This window comes from Paraburkholderia sp. EG287B (assembly GCF_040965595.1).
GTDB lineage: Bacteria > Pseudomonadota > Gammaproteobacteria > Burkholderiales > Burkholderiaceae > Paraburkholderia.
In genome coordinates this window covers 19,661-40,538 of sequence record NZ_JBFRCG010000041.1, presented here as the reverse complement: position 1 = coordinate 40,538, position 20,878 = coordinate 19,661, and the positions used below count along the sequence as shown (strand labels likewise).

19 protein-coding genes and 2 pseudogenes are annotated in these 20,878 nt (G+C 60.2%); 7 read left to right on the top strand and 14 right to left on the bottom strand.

The genetic code is table 11. The annotated features are described in order from the left end of the window. Nucleotides 1-757: 757 nt before the first annotated feature. From AB4Y40_RS41300 to AB4Y40_RS41290, 3 genes and pseudogenes are all read left to right on the top strand, one after another. Nucleotides 758-1,810: pseudogene (locus tag AB4Y40_RS41300) on the top strand (diguanylate cyclase). 116 nt (nt 1,811-1,926) lie between these two features. Further along, nucleotides 1,927-2,214 carry a hypothetical protein gene (locus AB4Y40_RS41295; RefSeq protein WP_368692772.1) on the top strand — a complete coding sequence of 96 codons (288 nt, stop codon included), beginning with the start codon at nt 1,927-1,929 and terminating at the stop codon, nt 2,212-2,214. Nucleotides 2,215-3,091: 877 nt separating this feature from the next. Beyond that, nucleotides 3,092-4,177, top strand: coding sequence for a hypothetical protein (locus tag AB4Y40_RS41290; protein ID WP_368692771.1), 1,086 nt, complete (start codon nt 3,092-3,094; stop codon nt 4,175-4,177). A 273-nt stretch (nt 4,178-4,450) separates the two neighbouring features. Here the strand turns inward: AB4Y40_RS41290 and AB4Y40_RS41285 are convergent, their stop codons facing one another. The 5 genes from AB4Y40_RS41285 to glaH form a co-directional block, all read right to left on the bottom strand. Next, nucleotides 4,451-4,897, bottom strand: coding sequence for a MaoC family dehydratase (locus AB4Y40_RS41285; protein WP_368692770.1), 447 nt, complete (start codon nt 4,895-4,897; stop codon nt 4,451-4,453). An 85-nt stretch (nt 4,898-4,982) separates the two neighbouring features. After that, nucleotides 4,983-5,942, bottom strand: a complete 960-nt coding sequence (locus AB4Y40_RS41280) for a LysR family transcriptional regulator (RefSeq protein ID WP_368692769.1) — start codon at nt 5,940-5,942, stop codon at nt 4,983-4,985. A gap of 52 nt (nt 5,943-5,994) precedes the next feature. Continuing rightward, nucleotides 5,995-8,046 (bottom strand): FUSC family protein, encoded by a 2,052-nt coding sequence (locus AB4Y40_RS41275; protein WP_368692768.1) that lies wholly within the window; start codon nt 8,044-8,046, stop codon nt 5,995-5,997. Between the two features lie 39 nt (nt 8,047-8,085). After that, a complete protein-coding gene (locus AB4Y40_RS41270; RefSeq protein WP_368692767.1) occupies nt 8,086-9,324 on the bottom strand; it encodes an alpha-hydroxy acid oxidase in 1,239 nt (412 codons plus the stop codon). Nucleotides 9,325-9,409: 85 nt separating this feature from the next. Then, on the bottom strand, nt 9,410-10,255 hold the full coding sequence (gene glaH / locus AB4Y40_RS41265; protein ID WP_368692775.1) for a glutarate dioxygenase GlaH: 846 nt from the start codon (nt 10,253-10,255) through the stop codon (nt 9,410-9,412). A 182-nt stretch (nt 10,256-10,437) separates the two neighbouring features. Between glaH and AB4Y40_RS41260 the strand changes: the two genes are divergently transcribed. Continuing rightward, nucleotides 10,438-11,355 (top strand): LysR family transcriptional regulator, encoded by a 918-nt coding sequence (locus AB4Y40_RS41260; RefSeq protein ID WP_368692766.1) that lies wholly within the window; start codon nt 10,438-10,440, stop codon nt 11,353-11,355. Nucleotides 11,356-11,418: 63 nt separating this feature from the next. On the opposite strand, the pseudogene AB4Y40_RS41255 reads toward AB4Y40_RS41260, so the two are convergent. From AB4Y40_RS41255 to AB4Y40_RS41245, 3 genes and pseudogenes are all read right to left on the bottom strand, one after another. Next, nucleotides 11,419-11,814: pseudogene (locus AB4Y40_RS41255) on the bottom strand (glutathione binding-like protein); the annotation flags it as partial. 34 nt (nt 11,815-11,848) lie between these two features. Then, nucleotides 11,849-12,475: a glutathione S-transferase family protein gene (locus tag AB4Y40_RS41250; protein WP_368692765.1), complete on the bottom strand. Its 627-nt coding sequence runs from the start codon at nt 12,473-12,475 to the stop codon at nt 11,849-11,851. 66 nt (nt 12,476-12,541) lie between these two features. Then, nucleotides 12,542-13,165, bottom strand: a complete 624-nt coding sequence (locus AB4Y40_RS41245) for an isochorismatase family cysteine hydrolase (protein ID WP_368692764.1) — start codon at nt 13,163-13,165, stop codon at nt 12,542-12,544. 252 nt (nt 13,166-13,417) lie between these two features. On the opposite strand from AB4Y40_RS41245, the gene AB4Y40_RS41240 reads away from it, so the two are divergent. Continuing rightward, on the top strand, nt 13,418-13,930 hold the full coding sequence (locus AB4Y40_RS41240) for a helix-turn-helix domain-containing protein (protein ID WP_124599808.1): 513 nt from the start codon (nt 13,418-13,420) through the stop codon (nt 13,928-13,930). A gap of 5 nt (nt 13,931-13,935) precedes the next feature. On the opposite strand, the gene AB4Y40_RS41235 is transcribed toward AB4Y40_RS41240, so the two are convergent. From AB4Y40_RS41235 to AB4Y40_RS41220, 4 genes are all read right to left on the bottom strand, one after another. Then, nucleotides 13,936-15,174 (bottom strand): YbfB/YjiJ family MFS transporter, encoded by a 1,239-nt coding sequence (locus AB4Y40_RS41235; RefSeq protein ID WP_368692763.1) that lies wholly within the window; start codon nt 15,172-15,174, stop codon nt 13,936-13,938. A 39-nt stretch (nt 15,175-15,213) separates the two neighbouring features. Next, complete coding sequence (locus AB4Y40_RS41230) at nt 15,214-16,200, bottom strand: MDR family oxidoreductase (protein ID WP_368692774.1); 987 nt, start codon at nt 16,198-16,200, stop codon at nt 15,214-15,216. An 85-nt stretch (nt 16,201-16,285) separates the two neighbouring features. Further along, the gene (locus tag AB4Y40_RS41225; protein ID WP_368692762.1) at nt 16,286-17,464 is read right to left on the bottom strand and encodes an MFS transporter; all 1,179 of its coding nucleotides are present in this window, start codon (nt 17,462-17,464) and stop codon (nt 16,286-16,288) included. Between the two features lie 86 nt (nt 17,465-17,550). Beyond that, entirely contained in the window at nt 17,551-18,177 is a 627-nt protein-coding gene (locus tag AB4Y40_RS41220) for an isochorismatase family cysteine hydrolase (protein ID WP_368692761.1), read from the bottom strand. A 341-nt stretch (nt 18,178-18,518) separates the two neighbouring features. Between AB4Y40_RS41220 and AB4Y40_RS41215 the strand changes: the two genes are divergently transcribed. Both AB4Y40_RS41215 and AB4Y40_RS41210 read left to right on the top strand, forming a co-directional pair. After that, nucleotides 18,519-18,809 (top strand): hypothetical protein, encoded by a 291-nt coding sequence (locus AB4Y40_RS41215; protein WP_368692760.1) that lies wholly within the window; start codon nt 18,519-18,521, stop codon nt 18,807-18,809. Between the two features lie 123 nt (nt 18,810-18,932). Next, nucleotides 18,933-19,481, top strand: a complete 549-nt coding sequence (locus AB4Y40_RS41210) for a hypothetical protein (protein ID WP_368692759.1) — start codon at nt 18,933-18,935, stop codon at nt 19,479-19,481. Nucleotides 19,482-19,768: 287 nt separating this feature from the next. On the opposite strand, the gene AB4Y40_RS41205 is transcribed toward AB4Y40_RS41210, so the two are convergent. Further along, nucleotides 19,769-20,260 carry a type II 3-dehydroquinate dehydratase gene (locus tag AB4Y40_RS41205; RefSeq protein ID WP_368692758.1) on the bottom strand — a complete coding sequence of 164 codons (492 nt, stop codon included), beginning with the start codon at nt 20,258-20,260 and terminating at the stop codon, nt 19,769-19,771. 190 nt (nt 20,261-20,450) lie between these two features. Beyond that, entirely contained in the window at nt 20,451-20,816 is a 366-nt protein-coding gene (locus AB4Y40_RS41200) for a group 1 truncated hemoglobin (RefSeq protein WP_368692757.1), read from the bottom strand. Nucleotides 20,817-20,878 lie beyond the last annotated feature (62 nt).

The following is a 20,878-nucleotide window of genomic DNA, read 5'->3' as shown; positions in this document are numbered from 1 at the left end:
GCGTCAACGATCACCGGTACCCACAGGCCCAGTGCGGCAGAGTAGACGTTCGCGACCAGCGGTCGCGAAGGCGACCTCGCGATCGTCAACGCTTGAGGGTTGATGTCGAACGACCGTTCGTGGCCGTTCAGAAGCATTTCGTCGGCGGCTGCGCTTCAAAACACTTCGACCGAACGCCAGTCGGGCACGAACCCTTCGAAGATGAAAAAATCGTCGATGTACCCGAGACCGAGCTTTTCCAAAGACCTCATGCACGCGTCTGCTGCATCTCCGCCATAAAACGGACCAAGCGAAATCAGACTGCTAGATTCGTCGAAGTATGTCCGCAAATTGAATTCGACCGTAACCGTCGAGAGGTCGACATTCTTGACCGTGAGTGCTGCTCGTCGGACAACGATTCCGAAATCTCGCGATACCTTCATCTGTAGATGGCCGGAGCAAATGTGTAGCCACGATTGTTAACGATCTACGTGCCGGTGTCGACTGGCCGTAGGTGGCCGACCTCGTTCCGTGCCCCAACGGTGAGAGCAACGCAGAGTCATGAGTGTCGCCGTCGGCCCGCAGCGATGGGGGGCGGCATCCGGCAGAGATCGATCCATTCCGTCATCAAGAGCTCGCTTCGAACTGGAGGAGTTCCTTCGATCCCCCGGTCGTCAAGCGACGCCGTACAAGGTTCGAGGCGATCGATCTTTGCGCCGGGCTCAAGGCACTGCTGGCACCTGCCGATAACGCACCTACGCGTTATTGGACGACCACAATGGGTCACGAAGAAAACGATCTGGCCCGCAGTTCGCTTCTGGCCGCATTCCTGCGCCGCGAGGACAGTCTTGCACCGCCAGGGCGCCAGCCCGGCGAGGACAACCCCGCCGTTTATCGCACGCTGCTCGAATCCACACGGGCGATCCCTTGGAAGATCGACTGGGCGACGATGCAGTTCGCCTATATCGGCCCGCAGGTCGAAGCACTACTTGGCTACGCGCCGTCCACGTGGAAAACGGTCGAGGACTGGGCGACGCGCATGCATCCGGACGACCGTGAGGCCGTGGTGAATTTTTGCGTCGCGCAGTAGCAGGCGGGCACCGATCACGAAGCGGACTATCGCGCGCTTACTGCGGACGGCGGCTATGTGTGGATTCGCGACGTTGTCCACGTCGTGCGCAAAGAGAACGGCGACGTTGACGCGCTGATCGGCTTTATGTTCGACATCAGCGAACGCAAGCGCACGGAGCAACGGCTCGCGGAACTCCAGCGTGAACTGGAGCGCCTCTCGCTGTCCGACAGTTTGACAAATGTCGGCAACCGTCGCATGTTCGACACGGTCATTGCTCGTGAATGGGCGAGCGCGGCGGCATCGGGCAAGCCGCTTTCTCTCGTGATGATCGACATCGATTTCTTCAAGTCGTACAACGATTACTACGGTCATCTGCAGGGCGACGAATGTCTGAAGCGCATTGCGCGCGTGCTCGGCGAGGCAGCCCAGCCGAACGCGTTCTTGGGCCGGTTTGGCGGCGAGGAATTCGTGCTCGTGCTCGCGGACACCGACACCGATCACGCCGTGCGCATCGCGGAGCGTTGCCGCACGCTGATCGCGGAGGAAGGCATCGCGCACCTGCGCTCCCCCCACGGTCAGCGAGTCACGGCAAGCTTCGGGGTGGCCACCGTTGTGCCAAACGGAGGGATCGACGTCACAGCGTTCATCAATCTGACGGATGCGCAACTCTACCAAGCTAAGGATCAGGGACGCAACCGCATCGCGGCGGTGGACCGGGCAGGTATCGGCGGCGAGGGATTCAAGTTGCAGTCGCGCTGACCCTTTCCTTGATAGTGCGACGTCCTTCCGGCATATGGGCACTTGACGAGAGTCGAGCGATGGCAGTCCGATCGGTGGGCTAGGCCGTCGTCAGCGAGATTGGGACATGGGCCGTAGTGCGTAGCCGCCAGTACCACGCCGATCCGCACGTGCAGTGTGCCGCTGCGGGCGCCGAAGGCACTTGCGCGCTTGTGCTGCGCCATTGCATCGTCGCTCGCGGGTTCAAGCGGCCAGGGGATGGCGTCACAAAGGACTTCGACGGTGTGGCCGCGCTCAAGCCATTGCATGGCTTCCACGATCGTGAGCGGCAAGCGCAGATCGGTGCAACATTTTCCACATGCCGTGCAGCCGAAATGGACATCCATTTTGATGGGCTTCCTGATCTGGATCGAGAACCTGGCTGAGGCTGCCGATTCACTCTATCGCGCGCGATGCAACAAGGCCGTCGTCACTATACGTCGTCGACCATCGTCATTACGGAGCGCAATTGCGCATGGTCGAGCAAGCGATCGGTCTCTCGTCTCAGGCCGCCGCACAATATGCGTTCGCGCTCTGGATAACCGGCCGATCATCTGCGAAGCTGGAAATTGGACCGGCTTCAGATTCAGGTAAGGACGAAGAGCCATCCATCCGTCACGTTAGTCTCTATGTACCTAAGCCGGCAGCTGGATTCCACATTTTAAGGCGAAGCCCATGCGGCCATTTTTCCTGCGGGTCCATGAGGGACGACAAAGCCTTGTCGGAGCATAAGTGATGAACATGATGGGAGCCTTAACAAGAGGTTTGGTTGAATGTCGGCGAAGACTGGACGAGGTTGTTCGTGATTCAGACAAGATCGATAGATCTGACAATGCTGTGGCGTCAGATGACGTCCGCGCGGAGCTGACATTTGAGCATCTGACTTCGGCGATCACGGTTGTCGCTCAGCGCACTGCACTTTGCCTCGCAAGAACGGGCGCATAGGCTCGCGACCGTCATGCCGAAATTTTTTGTTGCTGGCCGGTCGCAATGAATTCTGCGAGCCAGGCACAAAGGTCGCTTCGAGCGATCGACGGCGTACGTATGCGGAAATCGTAATGGACCTTGCATTAATTGGAGAGTGAGACTTACGGATCGGTAACGGATTTTTTTCTATTTTTTTAGCTCCTTTGTGACACCTCTTGGTCACGATTGCCTGCTTCCATGTCTCCTGCGTCGTTACAAAGCATTACAGCCGCTCGTCTTGGGGCCGGTCTGCCGTCCCCAACCATTCCGAAGATGAACGTCTCTCAGGAGCAGAACATGCACTACATTCGACCTTTTGCTGCCGCCCGCCGCATTATTCATTGCAGCACGCTTGCACTTGCCGTCCTGTCTTTTGCGTCCGGTGCGTCCGCGCAGACCTCGGCGAAGCCTGTGGTCACGCCGGGTTTTAGCCTGGCTGTGTTCGCAACTGGCTCCGGCGGCCTCATGAGCGCACCGGACTCACTGGCAGTGCTTGATGGCCACGTTTGGGTCGGCTACGCAAACAACGGTGCACCGGATGGCTCGAATGGTGCGATGAGCTTGATTGTCGAATACGCACAGGACGGCAGTGTCTTGAAGACGTATCAAGTCACGGGACACAATGATGGCCTGAAGGTCAATCCGTACACGCGCGAGATCTGGGCGATGCAGAACGAGGATGCGAATCCGAACCTCGTCATTGTCAATCCGGCGACAGGCCAGGCATCCAAGCCGTATTCCTTCGCCAAGACGCTCCACGGAGGCGGCTATGACGACATCGTGTTCAAGGACGGCCAGGCGTATTTCAGTGCGTCCAATCCCACCCTTAATGCTAGCGGCAAGAACATGGGACCCGCGATAGTCCGCGTTGTGCACCTCGATGCAAACAGTTACACGATCGACGTCACACCGGTACTGAGAGGCTCGCTTGACGCCAGCAACATTCCATTTGGTACGGTGTCGACCCTCAACCTGACCGATCCGGATTCAATGACGCTAACGCCTGCGGGCGATGTACTGCTCGACGATCAGGGAGATGGCCAGCTAGTCCTCTTGAACGCATCGGGCGGTGAACCGCGCGTGCAATTTCTGCCACTTCTTGGCAACGTGCAGGTTGACGACACGGTATTCGCCACGGCGCGACGCGGCTACCTGCTGGTGTCCGATACGAAGGCTAACGTGGTGTACAAGATAAGCGCCAATGTCTGGCAGCGCGACGCAGCGTTTTCGGCATCAACGGGGGTGGCCGCTACGAGTAGCACACCGGCGGTGCCGGCTTACGTTGGTCAACTTGATTTGCGTAGCGGGGCACTTCTGCCGCTGGTCGCCAATTTGGGCAGTCCGCACGGCATGGTCTTCGTGCCGACAGACGACCAGCAGTAAGAGCCACGCGTTGATTCCCGTATGACGTGGTCGCCGCAAGCAGTTCTGCGGCGATTACTTCGGCGCCGACGATATCCTGAGCGCTACAGCAGAAGGGGGCAGGCGGCCCGATGTACTGCCTGCGAAACGCATGTTGCTTTCAGGTGAGAGCGAATGGGTCATATTCGACCCGAAGTCTTATGGTAGCTGGTCAAGCGGACGGCCGGTTCCAGTGATTAAACGGTCATCGGCCCGGCGACAAGGACAGCCGAAGTCTGGTCGGGGAGCGCGTAGTCAACTGCGTCTGAAAGCGAGGAGGCGGGCAACAGATCGCTGGCACACTTCGCCATGCTGGTTCAACGTGTCGCTCTGCACCGTCACAATTCCTCGGTCATGCTTCGATCTGGATGGCGCAATCTCCACGATCGTGCTCACGACGTGCAGGATGTCGCCTGGCCGGGTTGGGCGTGGCCAACTGATCTCGCTTCCCGCACCGATCACTCCACCCGCCAACGGCAGGCTCTCGACCAGAAGCTTCATCGTGATGGCCGCTGTATGCCAGCCGCTAGCCGCAAGGCCTGCAAAGAAGGTCTCGCGCGCGGATTCCTCATCCAGATGGAAGGGCTGGGGATCGAACTGCTCTGCGAAAGCGAGTATCTGCTCGGCGTCGAGCCTGTGCTCCGAACTCGTGTATGTCGCGCCCTGCGTCAGGTCTTCCAGATAAATCGGCTCTGCTCTCACGTGACTTCTCCTTGCAAGTGGTTCCGGACGGTCCGCTCGTTGTTCGCTCGCGGCATCGTGTGCGTCAATGCTGGCGTCATCTGCGTTACATCGTCAGATCAGCGTCAGTAAGCACGGCCGCGGGTGGCACGTTATCGCCGTCATCGAGCGTTTGTGGAATGAAGTCTCTCAGAAAATCCACCCAGCTTCTGATCTTGGCATCCAGATACTCGCGAGACACATAAAGAGCGCGGATGTGTGTCTCATTCATCCGATGTGTAGGCAGTACACGTAGCAGCGTGCCGTTGCGCAGCCACGGCATCGCAGTCCATAGCGGGAGCGCGCCGATGCCCCGACCGTCGCGCAATGCGAGCGCCATGGCTTCCGCTACGTTGACCTGAAAGGGCGAAGGAGGAAGCTCAAAGGTTTCCGTGCCATGGGGACCATCCAGATTCCATCGGCTTTGCGGGAATACCGGACTACTGGTGCGCATGCAGGTGTGAGCGGCGAGGTCGGCCACCGTGGCAGGGGTGCCATGCCGGGTGAGATACGAAGGCGACGCGCACAAGATGTTGCAGGTCTTTGCGACCGGGACCGACACGAGACCGGAGTCCGGCAACTCAATCGCGCCTAGTTGAACCGACACGTCGTAGCCTTCTTCGATCAGGTCGGGAACGTGTTGTGAAAGCGTCAATTCGACGGAGACCTGCGGAAACAGCGCCTGGTACCGCAGGACTGCGGGCATCACATAGTGCTGACCGAAACTCGCGGTGGCATGCACGCGCAGGCGTCCCGACGGCTGCAAGTGCGCATTCGACGCCTCGGCCTCCGCCTGATCCACGAAAGCCAGAATCCGGTAGCAATGCTGCAAGTAACGCTGACCTGCTTCCGTCACACCAACGTGCCGAGTCGAACGGTTTAGCAGACGCGTCTGCAGATGTGCCTCCAGTTCAGTGACGGCCCGCGACGCCTGACCGGTAGATTTATCCACGGAGTTGGCCGCAGCGGTGAAGCTGCCAGCCTCAACTACGCGCACAAACATCCTCATGTTGCTTAGCGTGTCCATCGTATTTCCTTTATTGCGCCGCACAGCACGGGATGGGTGGCGGCAATGCCGTTCATGCCGGATCGGCATACCCGCGCGATGCGTCCATATACTCTTTTGCCGAAACCGCGATCGTTTGCAGAAGTGCCGCACCATCCAACAGATCGGGGCTGGCCCGATCGGCGGGGATCGAGGCCTGCCGCAGCAATCTGGCTGCAAGTGCGTCGCAGACCGTTGCGAGGCGCGCGAAATCCAGCGTGCGCAGGCGTCCCTGGATGACTGTCATCGAGCGGCGCAAGCCTGGATGTGACGAGGCACCGTGTTGCAGCGCGAGCACGCTGTCACCTATCGTCCATGCCGCAAGCAGTTCGCGCAGGCCGGTTTGCGCACCTGATCCGGGCTTCGCGCTGGAGGCTTCCGTGGCGAAACGGCGGCCGAGGCGATCGGCAGTGCAGCTAAGCCAGGCATCTCGCCGCCATCGTTGTGGGTGGCTGGCCAGGCTGGAAAGATCCCGCCGGACCGCGCGTTGCAGGCGCGCGATGCTCGACGCACGGTCCGCCGGAAACAAAACCGAAAACGCGAGCGTGGCCCAGGCGATTGCCAGCAGGGTGGACAGGGCGTCGTTCAGGAACGCCGCATCGTTAATACGCGCCACGTTGCTGGGTGAAGTAAAATTCCAGAAGAACAGGGCAAATCCGCTGCCAATCGATGCCGTTCGAGGATTGCGCATCGCAAGACCCGCAGAGATCGTGAAGAAGCCAGCAATACACGCCAGCGGAACGAAGTTCGTCACTGCCGGTAGCAAAACAAAATTACAAAGGATGCCTGCCAGTGCCGCAATGAATGCGCCCTTGAACCATCCCATCGCGGCGGCTATGGAATTGGGGCGCGTGGCGAAGAGTGCGCTCACCACTCCAACTGTGGCGACGAAACCCGCGCCCGACGGCCACGCGCTAAATAGCCAGAAAATCGACGCGGCTACCACAGCGAAAAACGCCCGCATGCCGTTGTGCCAGGCAAGCACGTGGTCATGGTGGAAGGCAAATTTCACGAGAGATCGCGGAGGATTTGCCTGGTCCAGACATGATTTTCGTGCGATAACCTGCTCCCGCGCTGTGAGAAGCAGGGTTAGCCGATCAAGAATGAACAGCCTGCCACTCTGCGAGCCGTGCTGGCCGTATCCTTCCGAGGCAAGAGCGTGCTTGATTCTCGACTTCAGAGAGGCGATTCTGGATTTGGCACTGGAGGAATCGGTGTCATCGCCTGCTAACAGCGTTGCCGTTTCATCGACAACATCAATCTGAAGATCGGGGTGGCGAGTCAGTTGCGCTCGCAATGCGTGGATGGCGCTCAGTTGCGTGAGTACGGCGACGATTGCGGCACGCAGATGTCCAACGGCGAGACGGACTTCCGCGGATGCCGCGGCAGCATATTCCGCCGCAGTGTCCAGTTCGAGGGCGGCAGCAAACAGCTTGTGTATGGCGACTTCATCCGTCTCGCGGCGCAGCGCGCGTGCGCCGAACTGCGAAGCCTTGCTCACGTAGCCATGAAATTGCTCGCGTACCTCTCGTAACGGCGCCCCAGGGGCGAGGATTGCAGTGAGGGTTGCTTCGACCAGAATGCCAACGACAACATAGACAAAGCGCGCGAGCGCAATATCGAATGCGTGAAGGGGTGCGGAAGCGGCGTCCAACCCGATGATCGCTGCCGTATAGCCCGCCAGTACCGCTGCATATGCGCGAAAATTCCGCAGTGCCGTCGCCAAGCCGGTGCAAAGTCCAATCCAGCCGGCGAGTCCCAACAGGAACAATTCCGGCGTCTGCGCAAACAGGGCGACGAACACGAGTGCTGCGACCGCGCCCAGCGCAGTACCGAGGATCCGGTACTGGCTCTTCGAGACGCTCATGCCCCGACTATTCTGGGCGACGACCCACACGGTGATTGCAGCCCATTTCGGATCGTCGAGGTTCATGCAAAACGCGATGTAGAGTGCGATCAGCGATGCGCCTGCGGTCCGGACTGCGTACGCCAGTCCCTCCCATGTAACGCCCGGGATGGGCAGAGGGGGTAGTTTCTTGAAGTCCACGTGATCTGGAATCCTAATTGATAGGCGGCCGGTTTTCATACACCAGCAGGGCCACGTTATTCGGTTGGAACGCGCCGTTCAGGCCAGTATTGCGCGATCGATCTCGCGAATCGCTACCGTGCCGAGCATTGCCATGTTTCGATCGACTTCGTCCCTGAGAAGGCCGATTGCATGTCGAACACCCGGCGCGCCGCCCACCGCGGCGGCGTACATGAACGGGCGCCCGGCGAATACGAACTGCGCACCGAGCGCGAGCGCCTTCAGGACATCTCCCCCGCGCCGGATTCCGCTGTCCATCATTACGACGGTCTTGTCACCAACGGCATCACAAATCTGCGGCAATACGGCTAGCGGTTCGACCGCACCGTCCAGTTGGCGCCCACCGTGGTTCGACACGATGATCCCGTCCGCGCCAATCGCGAGTGCGCGCCGTGCATCGTCCGCGTGAAGAATGCCTTTGATGACCAGATTCCCGCTCCAACGTTGACGAATGCTTGCGATGTCCGACCATGACAGATGGTCGCGTCCGGTGGTGTCGCGTATCGCCGAAGCGGACAGCATCGGCGCCCCTCGTGTCGCGAACGAGTTCTCGAAGTGGGGCATCCCGTGATTGATCAGCGTCCGGGCGAACGTGCCGAGCAGCCAGCGCGGATGGGAAATACCGTCCATTGCGAGACGAAGCGACGGGCGCAACGGCAGCGAGAAGCCCGTGCGCACGTTGTTTTCGCGGTTCGCCCAAACGGGAATGTCGACTGTGAGAACGAGCGTCGCGAAGCCGGCGGCCTTGACGCGCTCGATCAGGGCGTCGCGGCGGGCGGCGTCGCCGGGGAGATAGGCCTGGAACCAGGTGCCTGGTGCCTCGGCATGGACCGTCTCCATCGGAATGAGCGAGGAGCCGCTCATGATCGCAGGAATGTTTTCATCCTTCGCCGCCGCGGCCAACGCGATGTCGCCGCGATATGCCGAAATGGCACTGATTCCGACCGGTGCGATTCCGAACGGAGACGAATAGGTGTGGTTGAAGATCGTTGTCTGCTGTGACCGGCGAGACACGTCGACAAGCACTTTCGTGCGGAACTTCAAGTGTTCGAACGCAGCCCGATTCGCCGCGATCGACATGCCGTCCTCCGCTGCGCCTGAAATATAGCCGAAGAGCGGACGCGGCAGAACACGCCGTGCCGCCGCCTCGAAGTCCGCGAGCGAGAGGATCTGGCGCAGGCGCCGGGGGAGATGTTGCTTGACCCCGTAAGCCGCTTGTTCAATTCGCCCGACGGGCGTCGTCTCCTGCACTGTCACGTGCTCTGCGTAGTTGTTCATCTCACCGTCCCACTGTGTTACATCGAAATCGCTGCGTCGGCCCTCGGCGGTCGGTGTGCCCGACAACGCCAGAGCGCCGGCGACATCAAGACGCAAACGAACCGCGCTGGCGCATCAACTCGCGGAACAGCGATTCGTTCGGCTGGAATGGCGCCCGGCCGTGAAGGTAAAAATAGTTGTTCAGCACCACCAGACCGCCGACCGGCAAAGACACTTCCTTCGTGCCGGCCGACGTTTCCATCGACTGGGACAGTGAGCGGAGAAATGCCGCTTCTTCACGGTTGGACGGCTGAACGAACTGGTCGATGAACGAGATCGACAGACCGAATTCGCTTTGAAAGAACAGCGGCCGCTCGATCTGCTCGTTGACGTTCTTGGACCCGGATCCCTTGTAGAAGAATGGCTTCGTGCCGAGCTTGTGATTGACGAAGCGATCGCGCTCGTCCCAGTCGTCGATGTGCAGAAACCGCGATTCGCCGCCGACCGCGCTTCGCTCCGCGAATTTCATCATCAGCAGCCAGTCCGTTGCGTCGCTCACGTACGTGCCGTCGGTGTGCATCGTGAACAGCCGGTATGCCTGACGAAGATATGAGTCGCTGCTATCGGTGTGCTTCACCACGAAGCGGGCGTAGTACGTTCCCGACATCGCATCGTGATTGCTCGGGCCGAGGATATGACCGATGGCCGTACCGAACTTCACGAAGTCAGAAGGGTCTTGCGAAAGGTCCTGGAGGCCGATGGTGAAACCGCCGTGCCGACGGTCCTTGACCAGCTCGACGAGCATGTCGGCAAAGTCGTCACCGAGACGCTCGACCAGCAGATCGGCAAGGTGATGGCGCATGAACGGGACATACTCGAGATTCTGGACGTCGATATCGCGCACGTCCGCCAGGAATCCGGTCAGCGCGTTGGGGTCGATCGTCACGTTCATGATGCGGTGATGGGTGGGATGCGCCGACAAGCGGAAAAGCGGCTGCCGGTGCGTGATGGAACCAGGGTGAGTGATCAGTGCGTCCATGTTGTCCTCCTGTTGTTTCAGGGCTCTATTTGATGCCTCTTCTTTGATATCATCCAGACGCTATCCGCGAATGTTTATTCGCTCCAGGAGATTAAATGATCGACGCCCGTCAACTGCGATACTTCGTTGCTGTGGTGGAGGATCTGCACTTTGCCAAGGCAGCGGATCGACTGAATGTCGCGCAATCGGCGCTCAGCGCCCAGATTCAACGGCTCGAGCAGGAGATCGGCGTTCGTCTCCTGAACCGGAACAAGCGACAGCCCGTTACGCTGACCGATGCGGGGCGCTTGTTCCATGCCGAAGCGGTTGCAGCACTACGGCATATCGAGCGCGCGGATCAGGTCGGCCGGCTGGCGGCCAGGGGCCTCGCCGGTGTGGTGCGGATCGGATCGGTCGCATCCGGCGTGAGCAGCGGCGTGCTCTCGAGGATGCTGCATCAGTTTCGCATCACGCACGGCGACGTGCGCATCGAGGTCGTGGCCATGGAGACGCCGCGTCAGTTCGAGGCGCTCGTCGAAGGCGAGATCGATGTGGGTATCGTGAGGCCCTGGCGCCAGCATCCGGCAGGGATCGTGGCCACGATCGTGCAGACCGAATGCCTTTTGGTCGCGATGGCCGAGGACCACGCATTGGCGGCACGCAGCCACGTGTCGGTCAGCGATCTGAAAGATCAGCGGTTTATTTCCCCCCATTTCGACGACGACGGGGGATTCAGCGAGGTGCTTACCGCGCTGGGTGCAGCGGGAGGCTTCGTTCCTTTTCTGGAACATCGCGTTCATGACTTCATCGCCGCGATCAGTCTCGCATCGGCCGGTTACGGCGTGGTCGTCGTCCCGGAATCGATGCGCAACTTCACACAACCGGGAATCTGCTATCGGCCGATCGCGGATTTCGAGTATCCGTGTCATCTCGCATTGGCCAGCAGGCGGCGAGAGCTTTCTCCCGCCGTTCGCGCATTCGTAAAGGAATCCCTCGCACTCTTCACCGGTCGCGCCTTATCAGACCCAGCTTGAGTTGAACTCACGGGCCTGTTGGTGACGATCCAGAGAGTCGATCAGGATGGCTACGTAATTCTTTTAGTCAAGCTTGACCTCGAAGCCGCGACGCACCGCGGGGCGATCGAACATGGCGTCGTACCATCGCTTGACGTTTGGGTAGTCCGCAAGATCGACCTTGTGCCGCTCGTGTCGCCACGCCCAGCCAATGATGGCAAAGTCGGCGATCAAAGGCTCGCCGGCCACGTACTCATGGCCGGCGAGCCTTTCGTTCAGCACCGAATAAAGCCGTCGTGTTTCGTCTGAGAAGCGCTTGAGACCGTAGCGTCTGTCGCCCTCGGAAGCTAGGGCGGCGAAGTGGTGCACCTGTCCGGGCATCGGTCCGAAACCACCCATCTGCCACATGAGCCATTCGATCACGGGCACCCGCTCGCGTAGACCGCGTGGAAGGAATCGGCCGGTCTTTTCTCCAAGATAGGCATAGAGCGTGATCGGTTCGGTCTTCATGGATTCAGCTCAATTCGACATCGACATGTGTGTTGAAACCCGGACGCGTGGCGAGCGACGCGTACCAGCGCTCGAGGTCGGGCATTCGAGCACGTTCTATGCCCGGCATGCCAAACCACCGCTTCGCGAACGCACCGAGAACGATATCCGCAATCGTGAACGACTCGCCTTCGACGAAGTCGCGACGCTTCAATTGTACGTCGAGCACTTTCCAGACTTCCGTGACCTTTACGACATCGGCGGCAATTTTCTCGACGTCTCGCTTGGCCTCGGGTGTGCGGACGATTCCCCAGAACACGGGCCGCTCGGCCGGCTGCAAAGTCGAGAGCGACCAGTCGAGCCAGCGGTCGATGCTGGACCGCGCCTTTGGATCGGCGGGATAGAGTGTGCCGGGTCCACCGTACTGCATCACGATATAGCGCAGGATCGAGTTCGATTCCCAAAGCACGAAATCGCCGTCGACGAGGGTGGGGACTTTGCCCATCGGATTCATCGCGAGGTAGTCAGGTTCGGTGTTGTGTCCGAACTGCAGACCGGCGTCTATCCGGTTATAGCGTAGGGAGATCTCTTCGCAAAGCCACAAGACCTTCTGGACGTTGACCGAATTGGCACGTCCCCAGATGGTAATCATGCGTGAGTCCTTCTAGTGTTTTGTTATTAGTGGATTGACCGCTTCACTCCGTCGTCGGCATAACGCTTACGCTGGCAATGCTGCCACCAATTCGGCCGTCGTCACGATCGAATGGGCAAACGTGGGTCCGTTCAGTTCGTGGGCGGCTCGCATCAGTTCCGGCGAGAAGGCGGCGGTCGCGTCGCGCACGAGTGTCACGTGATAGCCGAGTTCCATCGCGAATCGCGCGGTGGATTCGATGCAGGTGTTCGCGAGCAGGCCGACGGTAATCACGTGCGAGATTTTGTGCTGCTTGAGCTGGAAGTCGAGGTCCGTGTTGGCGAAGCCGCTTTGCGCCCAATGCTCGTGGATGACGATGTCGTTTTCCTGGGGAACGAAATCGGGGTGCCATTCGCCGCCCCAAGTGCCCTTTGCGAAGGTCTGGCGCTTTTGGACGAGCCGTTGCGTCGGGTTCGGATGGTCCCAGTCTTCGTAATCGCCAGGCTGCCAGCGGCGATGCGGCACATAGAACACCTGAATGCCAGCCTTGCGTGCGGCGACCACCGTTGCGCGCAAATTGTCGAGGAGCCGAACGTCGTTGGCGACTGCCTCGATCATCGGAAAGATCTTGCCGCCATGTGACAGGAAGTCGTTGTACGGGTCGACCAGCAAAAGACCGGTGTGTTCGGCGTGATAGACGAGGTCCGTCATGATGTTCTCCGGAAAAACGGTTCGGGATGGGGCACGACACAACCGACACCCGTTGCGCGGAACTTCTGCACGACGTCGAGCACTTCGTTGCCTCACGAGTCGAGTATATATATGAATTTCATAGTTTCAACTGGAACATAAACACCATACCCACTGCGCGGGTATCGAACGCATTTCTCGCCCCGGATGCGGATGTCATCGCCGTGACGTAATCCGTGATACTATGAAAATAGTAGTTACGATGGAGGCAAAATGAAGCGCAGAGAGAAAGGGGTGGCCACGGTGTGCCCTGTGGCGCGATCGACCGAAGTTGTCGGCGACAAGTGGACGACGCTTGTGCTGCGCGAGCTGTACATGGGCGCGACCCGATTCGAGGAAATCCAGATTCAGACGGAGGCGACGCCCCAGATGCTGGCGACGCGGCTGAAGTCACTCGAAGCGGACGGGATGGTCGAGCGCCATCCGTATCAGGAAAGGCCGTTGCGCTACGAGTACCGTCTCACGGAGAAAGGCCGGGCGTACTATCCGGTGATCCAGGCGCTACGCACCTGGGGCGAGACCTGGTGCAAGAGCAAAGGCGAGGAAGTCGCGGTGCATTTTACGCATCGTGTGTGCGGGCACGAGGTTGGCCTCGACTATATCTGCCCGTCGTGCGGAGAATACGTGGAGCGTCGCGACCTCGATGCAACCTTGAGTGCTTCGTTTGCGAAAGAGCGCGAGAAGAGGCGCGAGACATATCGGGCCGCGAAGGCCAGATCCGAATAGTTCAGTCAGCGCGCAGCGGGCTGTCGTCCAGTCTGTTCCGTGCGTCGCGCGTGCACCAGGAAGTCCGTGACGAAGGCTAGTGCGAGAGTGGCCGCGCCGCACAGGAATACGAGCGCGTAGTCGTTGTGAAGGCGAGAAAACAGATACGAGTCTCCATAGCCGCCGAGTGCCTGAAAGAGGGCGAAAGCCGTGGTTGCGCGGCTCCACGCTGCGCGCTGTTCCAGGAAATTGTCCGGTAGCAACTCGTTGATGCGTCCGAGAACGAGCGGCACGATTCCAGGCGTGAACACGCCCAGGATGACTGTGGCGCCTGCGAGGACATAGGGATCTCCCGTCTTCGCCAGTACCACGATCGCGATGGCCTGTAGCACAAGGCCGGCGCGCCAGGCTGCGCGAAAGCCAATGCGGCTGCCCAGATTGCTGCAGATCACGGGCCCCGCGATGGCGGCGAGACCATATAGCACCCAATAGTCGGCGCCCACTGCTGCGCCGCGGCCGAGGCCGCGCGCCACGTAGTCCACGAGCAGCACAATCACAGGCACGAGGCCGAGCGCGTTCGCGGCGTATTGTGCGTAGAGCACACGCAGCGCGAGGCTGCCACGCTCAGCCTTGTGCGCTGGTTCGGCGTGTGCAGCCGGCGCATTCGTCGCTGGCCAGCCGGACCAGCTCAAGGCCGTGAGCGAAAACGAGAGCATGCCGAGGCCGAGCCACGTGTTGCGCAGTCCGGTCGACAGGAGTTGCGGGATCAATGTGCCCGATGCCGCAACGCCGAGGCCCAGCCCGAGGAAGATCATCCCGCTCGCGAAGCCGCGGCGGGGCGCAGGAATGTGCGGGAGGATCGATGTCGCGACGAGTACCATGATCGCGCCACCGGAAAAGCCCGACAGCAGACGCCAGAAGAAGAACCACGCGACAGAGACGGGCCAGGCGCACGCGAAGAACGCGATCGTCACTGCGGCCATCAGGAGTCGCAAGGCGGCCCGGTTCGACAGCTTTGCAACGAGCGGCCGTCCTGCCATCGCACCCATCAGATAGCCGGCGAAATTTGCCGCGCCGAGCGCGACGGTCTGCGAGGAACTGAACCAGTGCGCCTGGATCATTGAGGGAATGAGCGGCGTGTAGGCGAAGCGCGCGAGACCGATGGCGACCAGACTGCCGCAAAGCCCGGCGAAGGCTGCGAAGAGCGCGCGGGCATCGAGCGATGATGCATCGCTCACGTGGGACGTGGAAGGAACTGCAGACATTGCGAACTCCGGTATCACGGGTGTTGCGGGGGGAAGCGTCTACGCATTGACGTCTACGACTGTGCGACCCTGAATCTTGCCTTCCAGTATCTGGCCCGCGACAGCAGGAACGTCGGCGAGCCCGATCACCTTCGTCGCGCGGCCGAGTTTGCTCAAATCGAGGTCGCGCGCAAGCCGCGCCCAGGCATTGATGCGTACGGACTGGGGAGCATTGACAGAATCGATGCCCGCGAGGGTCACGTTGCGTCGGATGAAGGGCATGACCGACCCGGGGAGGCCCGAGCCCTGTGCGAGGCCGCAAGCGGCGACCACGCCGCGGTACTGCGTCTGGGCCAGCACGTTAGCCAGCGTGTGATGTCCGACGGAGTCCACGGCACCCGCCCAACGTTCGCGGGCGAGCGGCACACCTGGCTCCGAGAGCGTTCGCCGGTCGATCACTTCCGCGGCGCCGAGGCTGTGCAGATAGTCGGCTTCCGCGGGGCGTCCGGTTGATGCGACGACGCGATACCCGAGGCCCGACAGGATGGCAATGGCGATCGAGCCGACGCCTCCATTGGCACCTGTGACGAGGACGTCGCCGCTTTGTGGCGAGAGGCCGCCATGTTCCAGCGCCAACACGGCAAGCATGGCCGTATATCCGGCCGTGCCGATTGCCATCGCGTCGTGCGCGGAAAAGACTTCTGGAAGCTTGACGAGCCACTCGCCCTTCACGCGTGCCTTTTGCGCGAATCCGCCGTGATGGTTCTGACTGAGCTCCCAACCGTTGAGGACGACACGGTCGCCGCTGGAAATGCCGGGATACGTGGATGCCTCGACGGTCCCGGCCAGGTCGATGCCCGCGACCAGTGGAAACTCGCGGATGATCTCCGCGCGTCCGGAGATGGCGAGTGCGTCCTTGAAGTTCACGGTCGAATATTCGACTGCAATGGTAACGTCTCCGGGCATGAGGTCCTGCTCGCGCATATTGACGATGCGAGTCGAGATCACGTCACGCGGTTTCGTCGCGAGCAGTGCTTTGAAGGTCATGTGATTCTCCTGAGCAAATCGTTTCCCGATGGCTCGAGCTATTGAGCCGTTGCCGATCGGAGAGTGATGTTTGCGGGTGGCCGGGTCATGCGTGCCCGTCAGCAACGGCCGAACTGGATCGTGCGTATGCGAGCGTATTGACCACCACGGCGGCGAGCGAGAGCAAGGCGCCGATCGCGGCGAGGCCGAGCCAGGCAGCGTGCAGGGCCCCCGCACCGCCAAGTGCTGCACCGACTGCGCCGCCAAGAAAGTACGAAACCATGAAAACGGTGTTCAGGCGGCTGCGGGCTTCGGGCCGCAGTGCATAGATCCGCGCCTGGTTGGCAATGAAGCTCGCGCGATTGCCCAGATCCAGCAACACCATCCCGACGATCAACCACACCAGGCTGCGTGCGCCCGCTGCGACAAATGCAAACGCGATGGCGACCGTGAGTGCGCCTGCGGTTGCAACATGGCGCGCGCCGACGCGATCGACGATCGCGCCCAGTCGTGGCGATACCGAAAGACCGACAAGGCCGATCAGCCCAAATGCTCCGATCGTGGCCGGGCCGTAATGGTAGGGCGCTCGTGCGAGTAGTACCGCGAGTGTTGCCCAGAGCGCGCTGAATGCGGCGAACACAAGAAACCCCATCGTTGCCGAGAGGCGTAGTAGCTGTTCCTTGCGGACGAGGCCAGCGAGCGAGTGCATCAACTCGCGATAGCGGATCGCCGCGAGCGCATTCGACGCAGGCAGCTCTCTGATGACAAGCAGAAGGCCAATGTCGATGGCGGAAGCGATCACGAATATCGAACGCCAACCCCACAGCGCACCGACGATGCCACTCAGTGTGCGTGCCAGCAGGACGCCAGAAGAGAGGCCGCCCAGCAGGGAGCCGACTACGCGTCCGCGCGTCTCGGGGGTAGCCATGCCCGAGACCGACGGGATGATGATTTGCGCTGAGATTGATGTCGTCCCAACGAGGAAGCTGCATAGAGCCAGCGCGAAGAAGGACGGTGCCGCTGCGCAGGCGAGCAGCGCCACTGCGTTCGCGATGATCGCACGCGTTGCCAGTTTGCGTGGTTGGACGCCGTCGGCGAGCGGGACGAAGAGCAGCAGTCCCATTGCATAGCCGAGCTGGGTGAGGGTGGCGATGAGGCTCCCACGCGCCGACGGCACAGCGAAGGTCGATGCGATCTGCGGCAGCAGCGGCTGATGGTAGTAGATGGGCGAGACCGCGAGCGCGCAGCAAAGTGCCATCAGAAAGACTTGGCGCGGGGAGATCATGGGTGCCTTCGCTAAGGTAGGGGGGGCGGAGTTGGGCGGAACGCGCGGTATCGTCGGAATCGCACGAATTACAGAGCAAGGCGTGATCAGGCTTTGGGCAATGCGTCGAGGAACTCGCGGGTGCTCACGATATTGTGCGCGTAGGTCGGCCCGTTCAGCTCATGCGCCGCGTGCATCGCTTCCCGCTTGAGAGCGGCCGTTGCGTCCTTCACGAGCGTCACGTGGTAACCAAGCTCCGTTGCATATCGCGCCGTAGCCTCTATGCAGGTGTTGGCCAGCAGGCCGACGATCACCACGTGCGTGATGCGATGCTGCTTAAGCTGGAAGTCGAGATCCGTATTGGCAAAACCACTGGAGCCCCAGTGTTCGAGCGCCACGACGTCACCTCGTTGCGGCGTGAAGTCAGGGTGCCATTCGCCGCCCCACTCGCCCTTCGCGAAGTGATGACCGTCCATGATCTTGCGCTGGCTCGGGCTCGGATGACACCAGCACTGATAGTCGCCCGGCTGCCACCGGCGGTGCGGTACGTAGACCACCTGGACACCGGCATCGCGGACGGCTCCGTTGATACGTCGCAGATTCTCCAGCAGTCCGACTTCTTCAGCGACATCCTTGACGAAGGGCCAGACTTTGCCTCCTTCGGAGAGGAAGTCGTTAAAAGGATCGACGAACAGCAGTGCGGTTGATCTGGCCTCGTAGGTGAAGCGGCTCATTGCATTTCTCCGGAAGGGGTTCACACCAGAACGTTGAGCTGAAACGGCTCGCCACTCATCCGGACACGCGTGCGACTCGTGATGCCGGTACGGCTAGAGTGAAGCCTCTCTGTTCCGGCATTGTATATATGAAAAACATAGCGTCAAGTTTGGCGTGAATCCCATACCTTAACTGGGGGTTTATGCAGCTTTATTGTGTATATGACCAGGTTTACATGCGAGGAAAAATCTTGTTACTATGAAGATCATATACAAAAGTCTGAGTCAACAAGCCCGGAGTTGTTCGTATTGTTCGTACGAAGCCGCCCACCTGATCGCAGTGCCATACCCTGGAGAGCAACATGCAATACCTCGTGATGATTTCCCGTTCCGAAAACGCATTTTCCATGTCCCCTCACAAGGAAGAGGTTGAGGCGGAGGCCGAGTTTGTCCGCCGTCTTTACGCCTCCGGGATAGTTCGGCAGGTATGGCTGAGGGCAGAAGGGGGAGCCTGCATGATTTCGGAAGCAGATGACGAAGACGGCCTGAGACAACTCCTCGGCGAACTTCCTTTGGTCAAGACTGGCTATCTTGCGCCGCCACAGATCAGCCGATTGCGCTCGTATTCGGGGTTTGGTCCGCGTAGTCTCTGAGCCACTCCAGTTCCCACGCCTGTACGGGCCGGCCAATCGGTGGAGATGGCGACTTTCACATCATGTCGTCAAGCTGACAATCATCCTGGAACAATCTCAATGACACGCTGGAAACTATTCGGTATGCTAACCATGGTCGTTGCGCTGTTCGCAGCGGTGTCCTCTGCAATAGCGCCGGACCGCGTTGCATCGCTGCAATACGCGATACGAGCAACGGCTCGCACGTCCTTTATCCTGTTTCTGGCGGTCTTCCTGGCCACCTCGTTTGCGCGAGTCGTCCCGTCGGCGCTAAGCCGCGCCCTGGTCACGGAGCGGCGGTTTATCGGATTGTCGTTCGCCGCCTCGCAATTTTTTCACGCAACGGCGCTCATTATCTACATCAGGACAGCGCCCGAGGCATTCTGGGTGGGGCGTACGCCCGCGACAAACATACCGGGCTCCATCGGCTATTTGATGATTCTGTTGCTGACGGTCACATCGTTCGCAATGCCGGCGCGTCTGATCGGTCCGGCCAACTGGAAGAAGCTGCATCTCGTGGGCGTATGGATACTCGCCGTCATTTTCACGGCTTCCTTCCTCACCCGAGTCCATCAACATGCCGCTTATCTCGTTCCCGGCATGGTCATGGTTGTCGCGATGTTGCTACGCATGGCCGAGCGGTTCGAAGCGTGAGGTCAGGGATTCGCCGCACCTGGAGGACGCCTTCCGCGCAATCCATTCAGGCTGGCGCAGCAGTCGAAACTCGCGATCTTGGAACGTGCATCAAGGAGGCGCCATATCCGAGCGCGATACCGCTCGCAAGGTGTGCAACTCGCAACGCTCCATCACATTGCGTTATTTGGCCGCTGGCTACGACTTGCGCGGTTGAGAAGCGAGGCTGGATCGACCCCGAAGAGTCGAGCAGGCGCTCGATATGGCCGTTCACGGACAGAATTCGGCCTATATATGTGACCCGCTGCTTACTCCCGTCCGCCCGTATCGGCAGATTGGCCGCCGTGCGTCTTGAGCGTCCCAATAGGTGCATTGGTGAGCAAATAAAGCATGGCTTCCAATCCAAGCACGTAGCTGTGAACTCCAAGACCGAAGATCACGCCATCCGCGATTTTCGCGATCAAACATTTGATTTCCCGTGCTTCGACATTCGTCATGTGTACTTCCACATAGGGTAGCGCTGCACCCTTTATGCAATCGCGCAGCGCATATCCCGCATAGTTGAAGCCCGCGGGATTCATGACGAGGCCGTCGACACCATCTTCAACGGCTCGATAGATGCGATTGATCGCTTCTCCTTCGACGTTGGTATAGAAGATCTCCAGTTCGTAACCTTTCGAGCGCGCATGCTGGTGCAGCATGGCGTCAAGCTCGCTCGCCGTCGTCTTGCCGTATATCTCCGGTTCACGCTTGCCCAGGTGAATCATGTTAGCGCCCTGAATCAGCAGAATTCGCCACATGGTGACCGTTCCTTCTCTCATTCGGCAGACGCGATTGGCCCTTCAAGCATTTGCTGGCAAACAGGAAGTGCGTGCCCCAAATCGCCGATCCGATTCGTTCGCAGAACCACTATGTCGCGCGCCGGCTCCCGGAGGGAGCGGGGCGCGGCGCATTTGATGACATTGCCTCACCGTAAGTCCCGGAACCAGTCTAACGGTTCAGGACGTCCGCTCTAACCGACTCCGCAACGAGCCTGACCTCTTCGATGAGTTCGCTGGCGACGCCCAACTCCTGGAGTGCCATCGAAAGGTTTTCTATCACGGCGTCGAAATGATCGTCGTTCAGCCCGAGAGCGCGCGGATTCCCGTGGGCGGCGCGCAGCGTGCGCCCGTCAAAAGCAGGCACGCCACCGAAGGCATACGCCAGAAAGGACTTCTGATGCCGCCGCAGCCGCGGCATATCGACTCCGCGAAAAAAGTGATTGATGCGGGTGTCCTCGAGAACGTTCTCGTAGAACTTGTCCACCGCGACATCGAGCGCTGGCGCGCCGCCCAATCTTTCATACAGGCTGGTCATGGCATTTTCCTCGCGTTCAATATTCCGATCGGGTGATCAAGCCCGCGCTTTCCGGGAGCTGT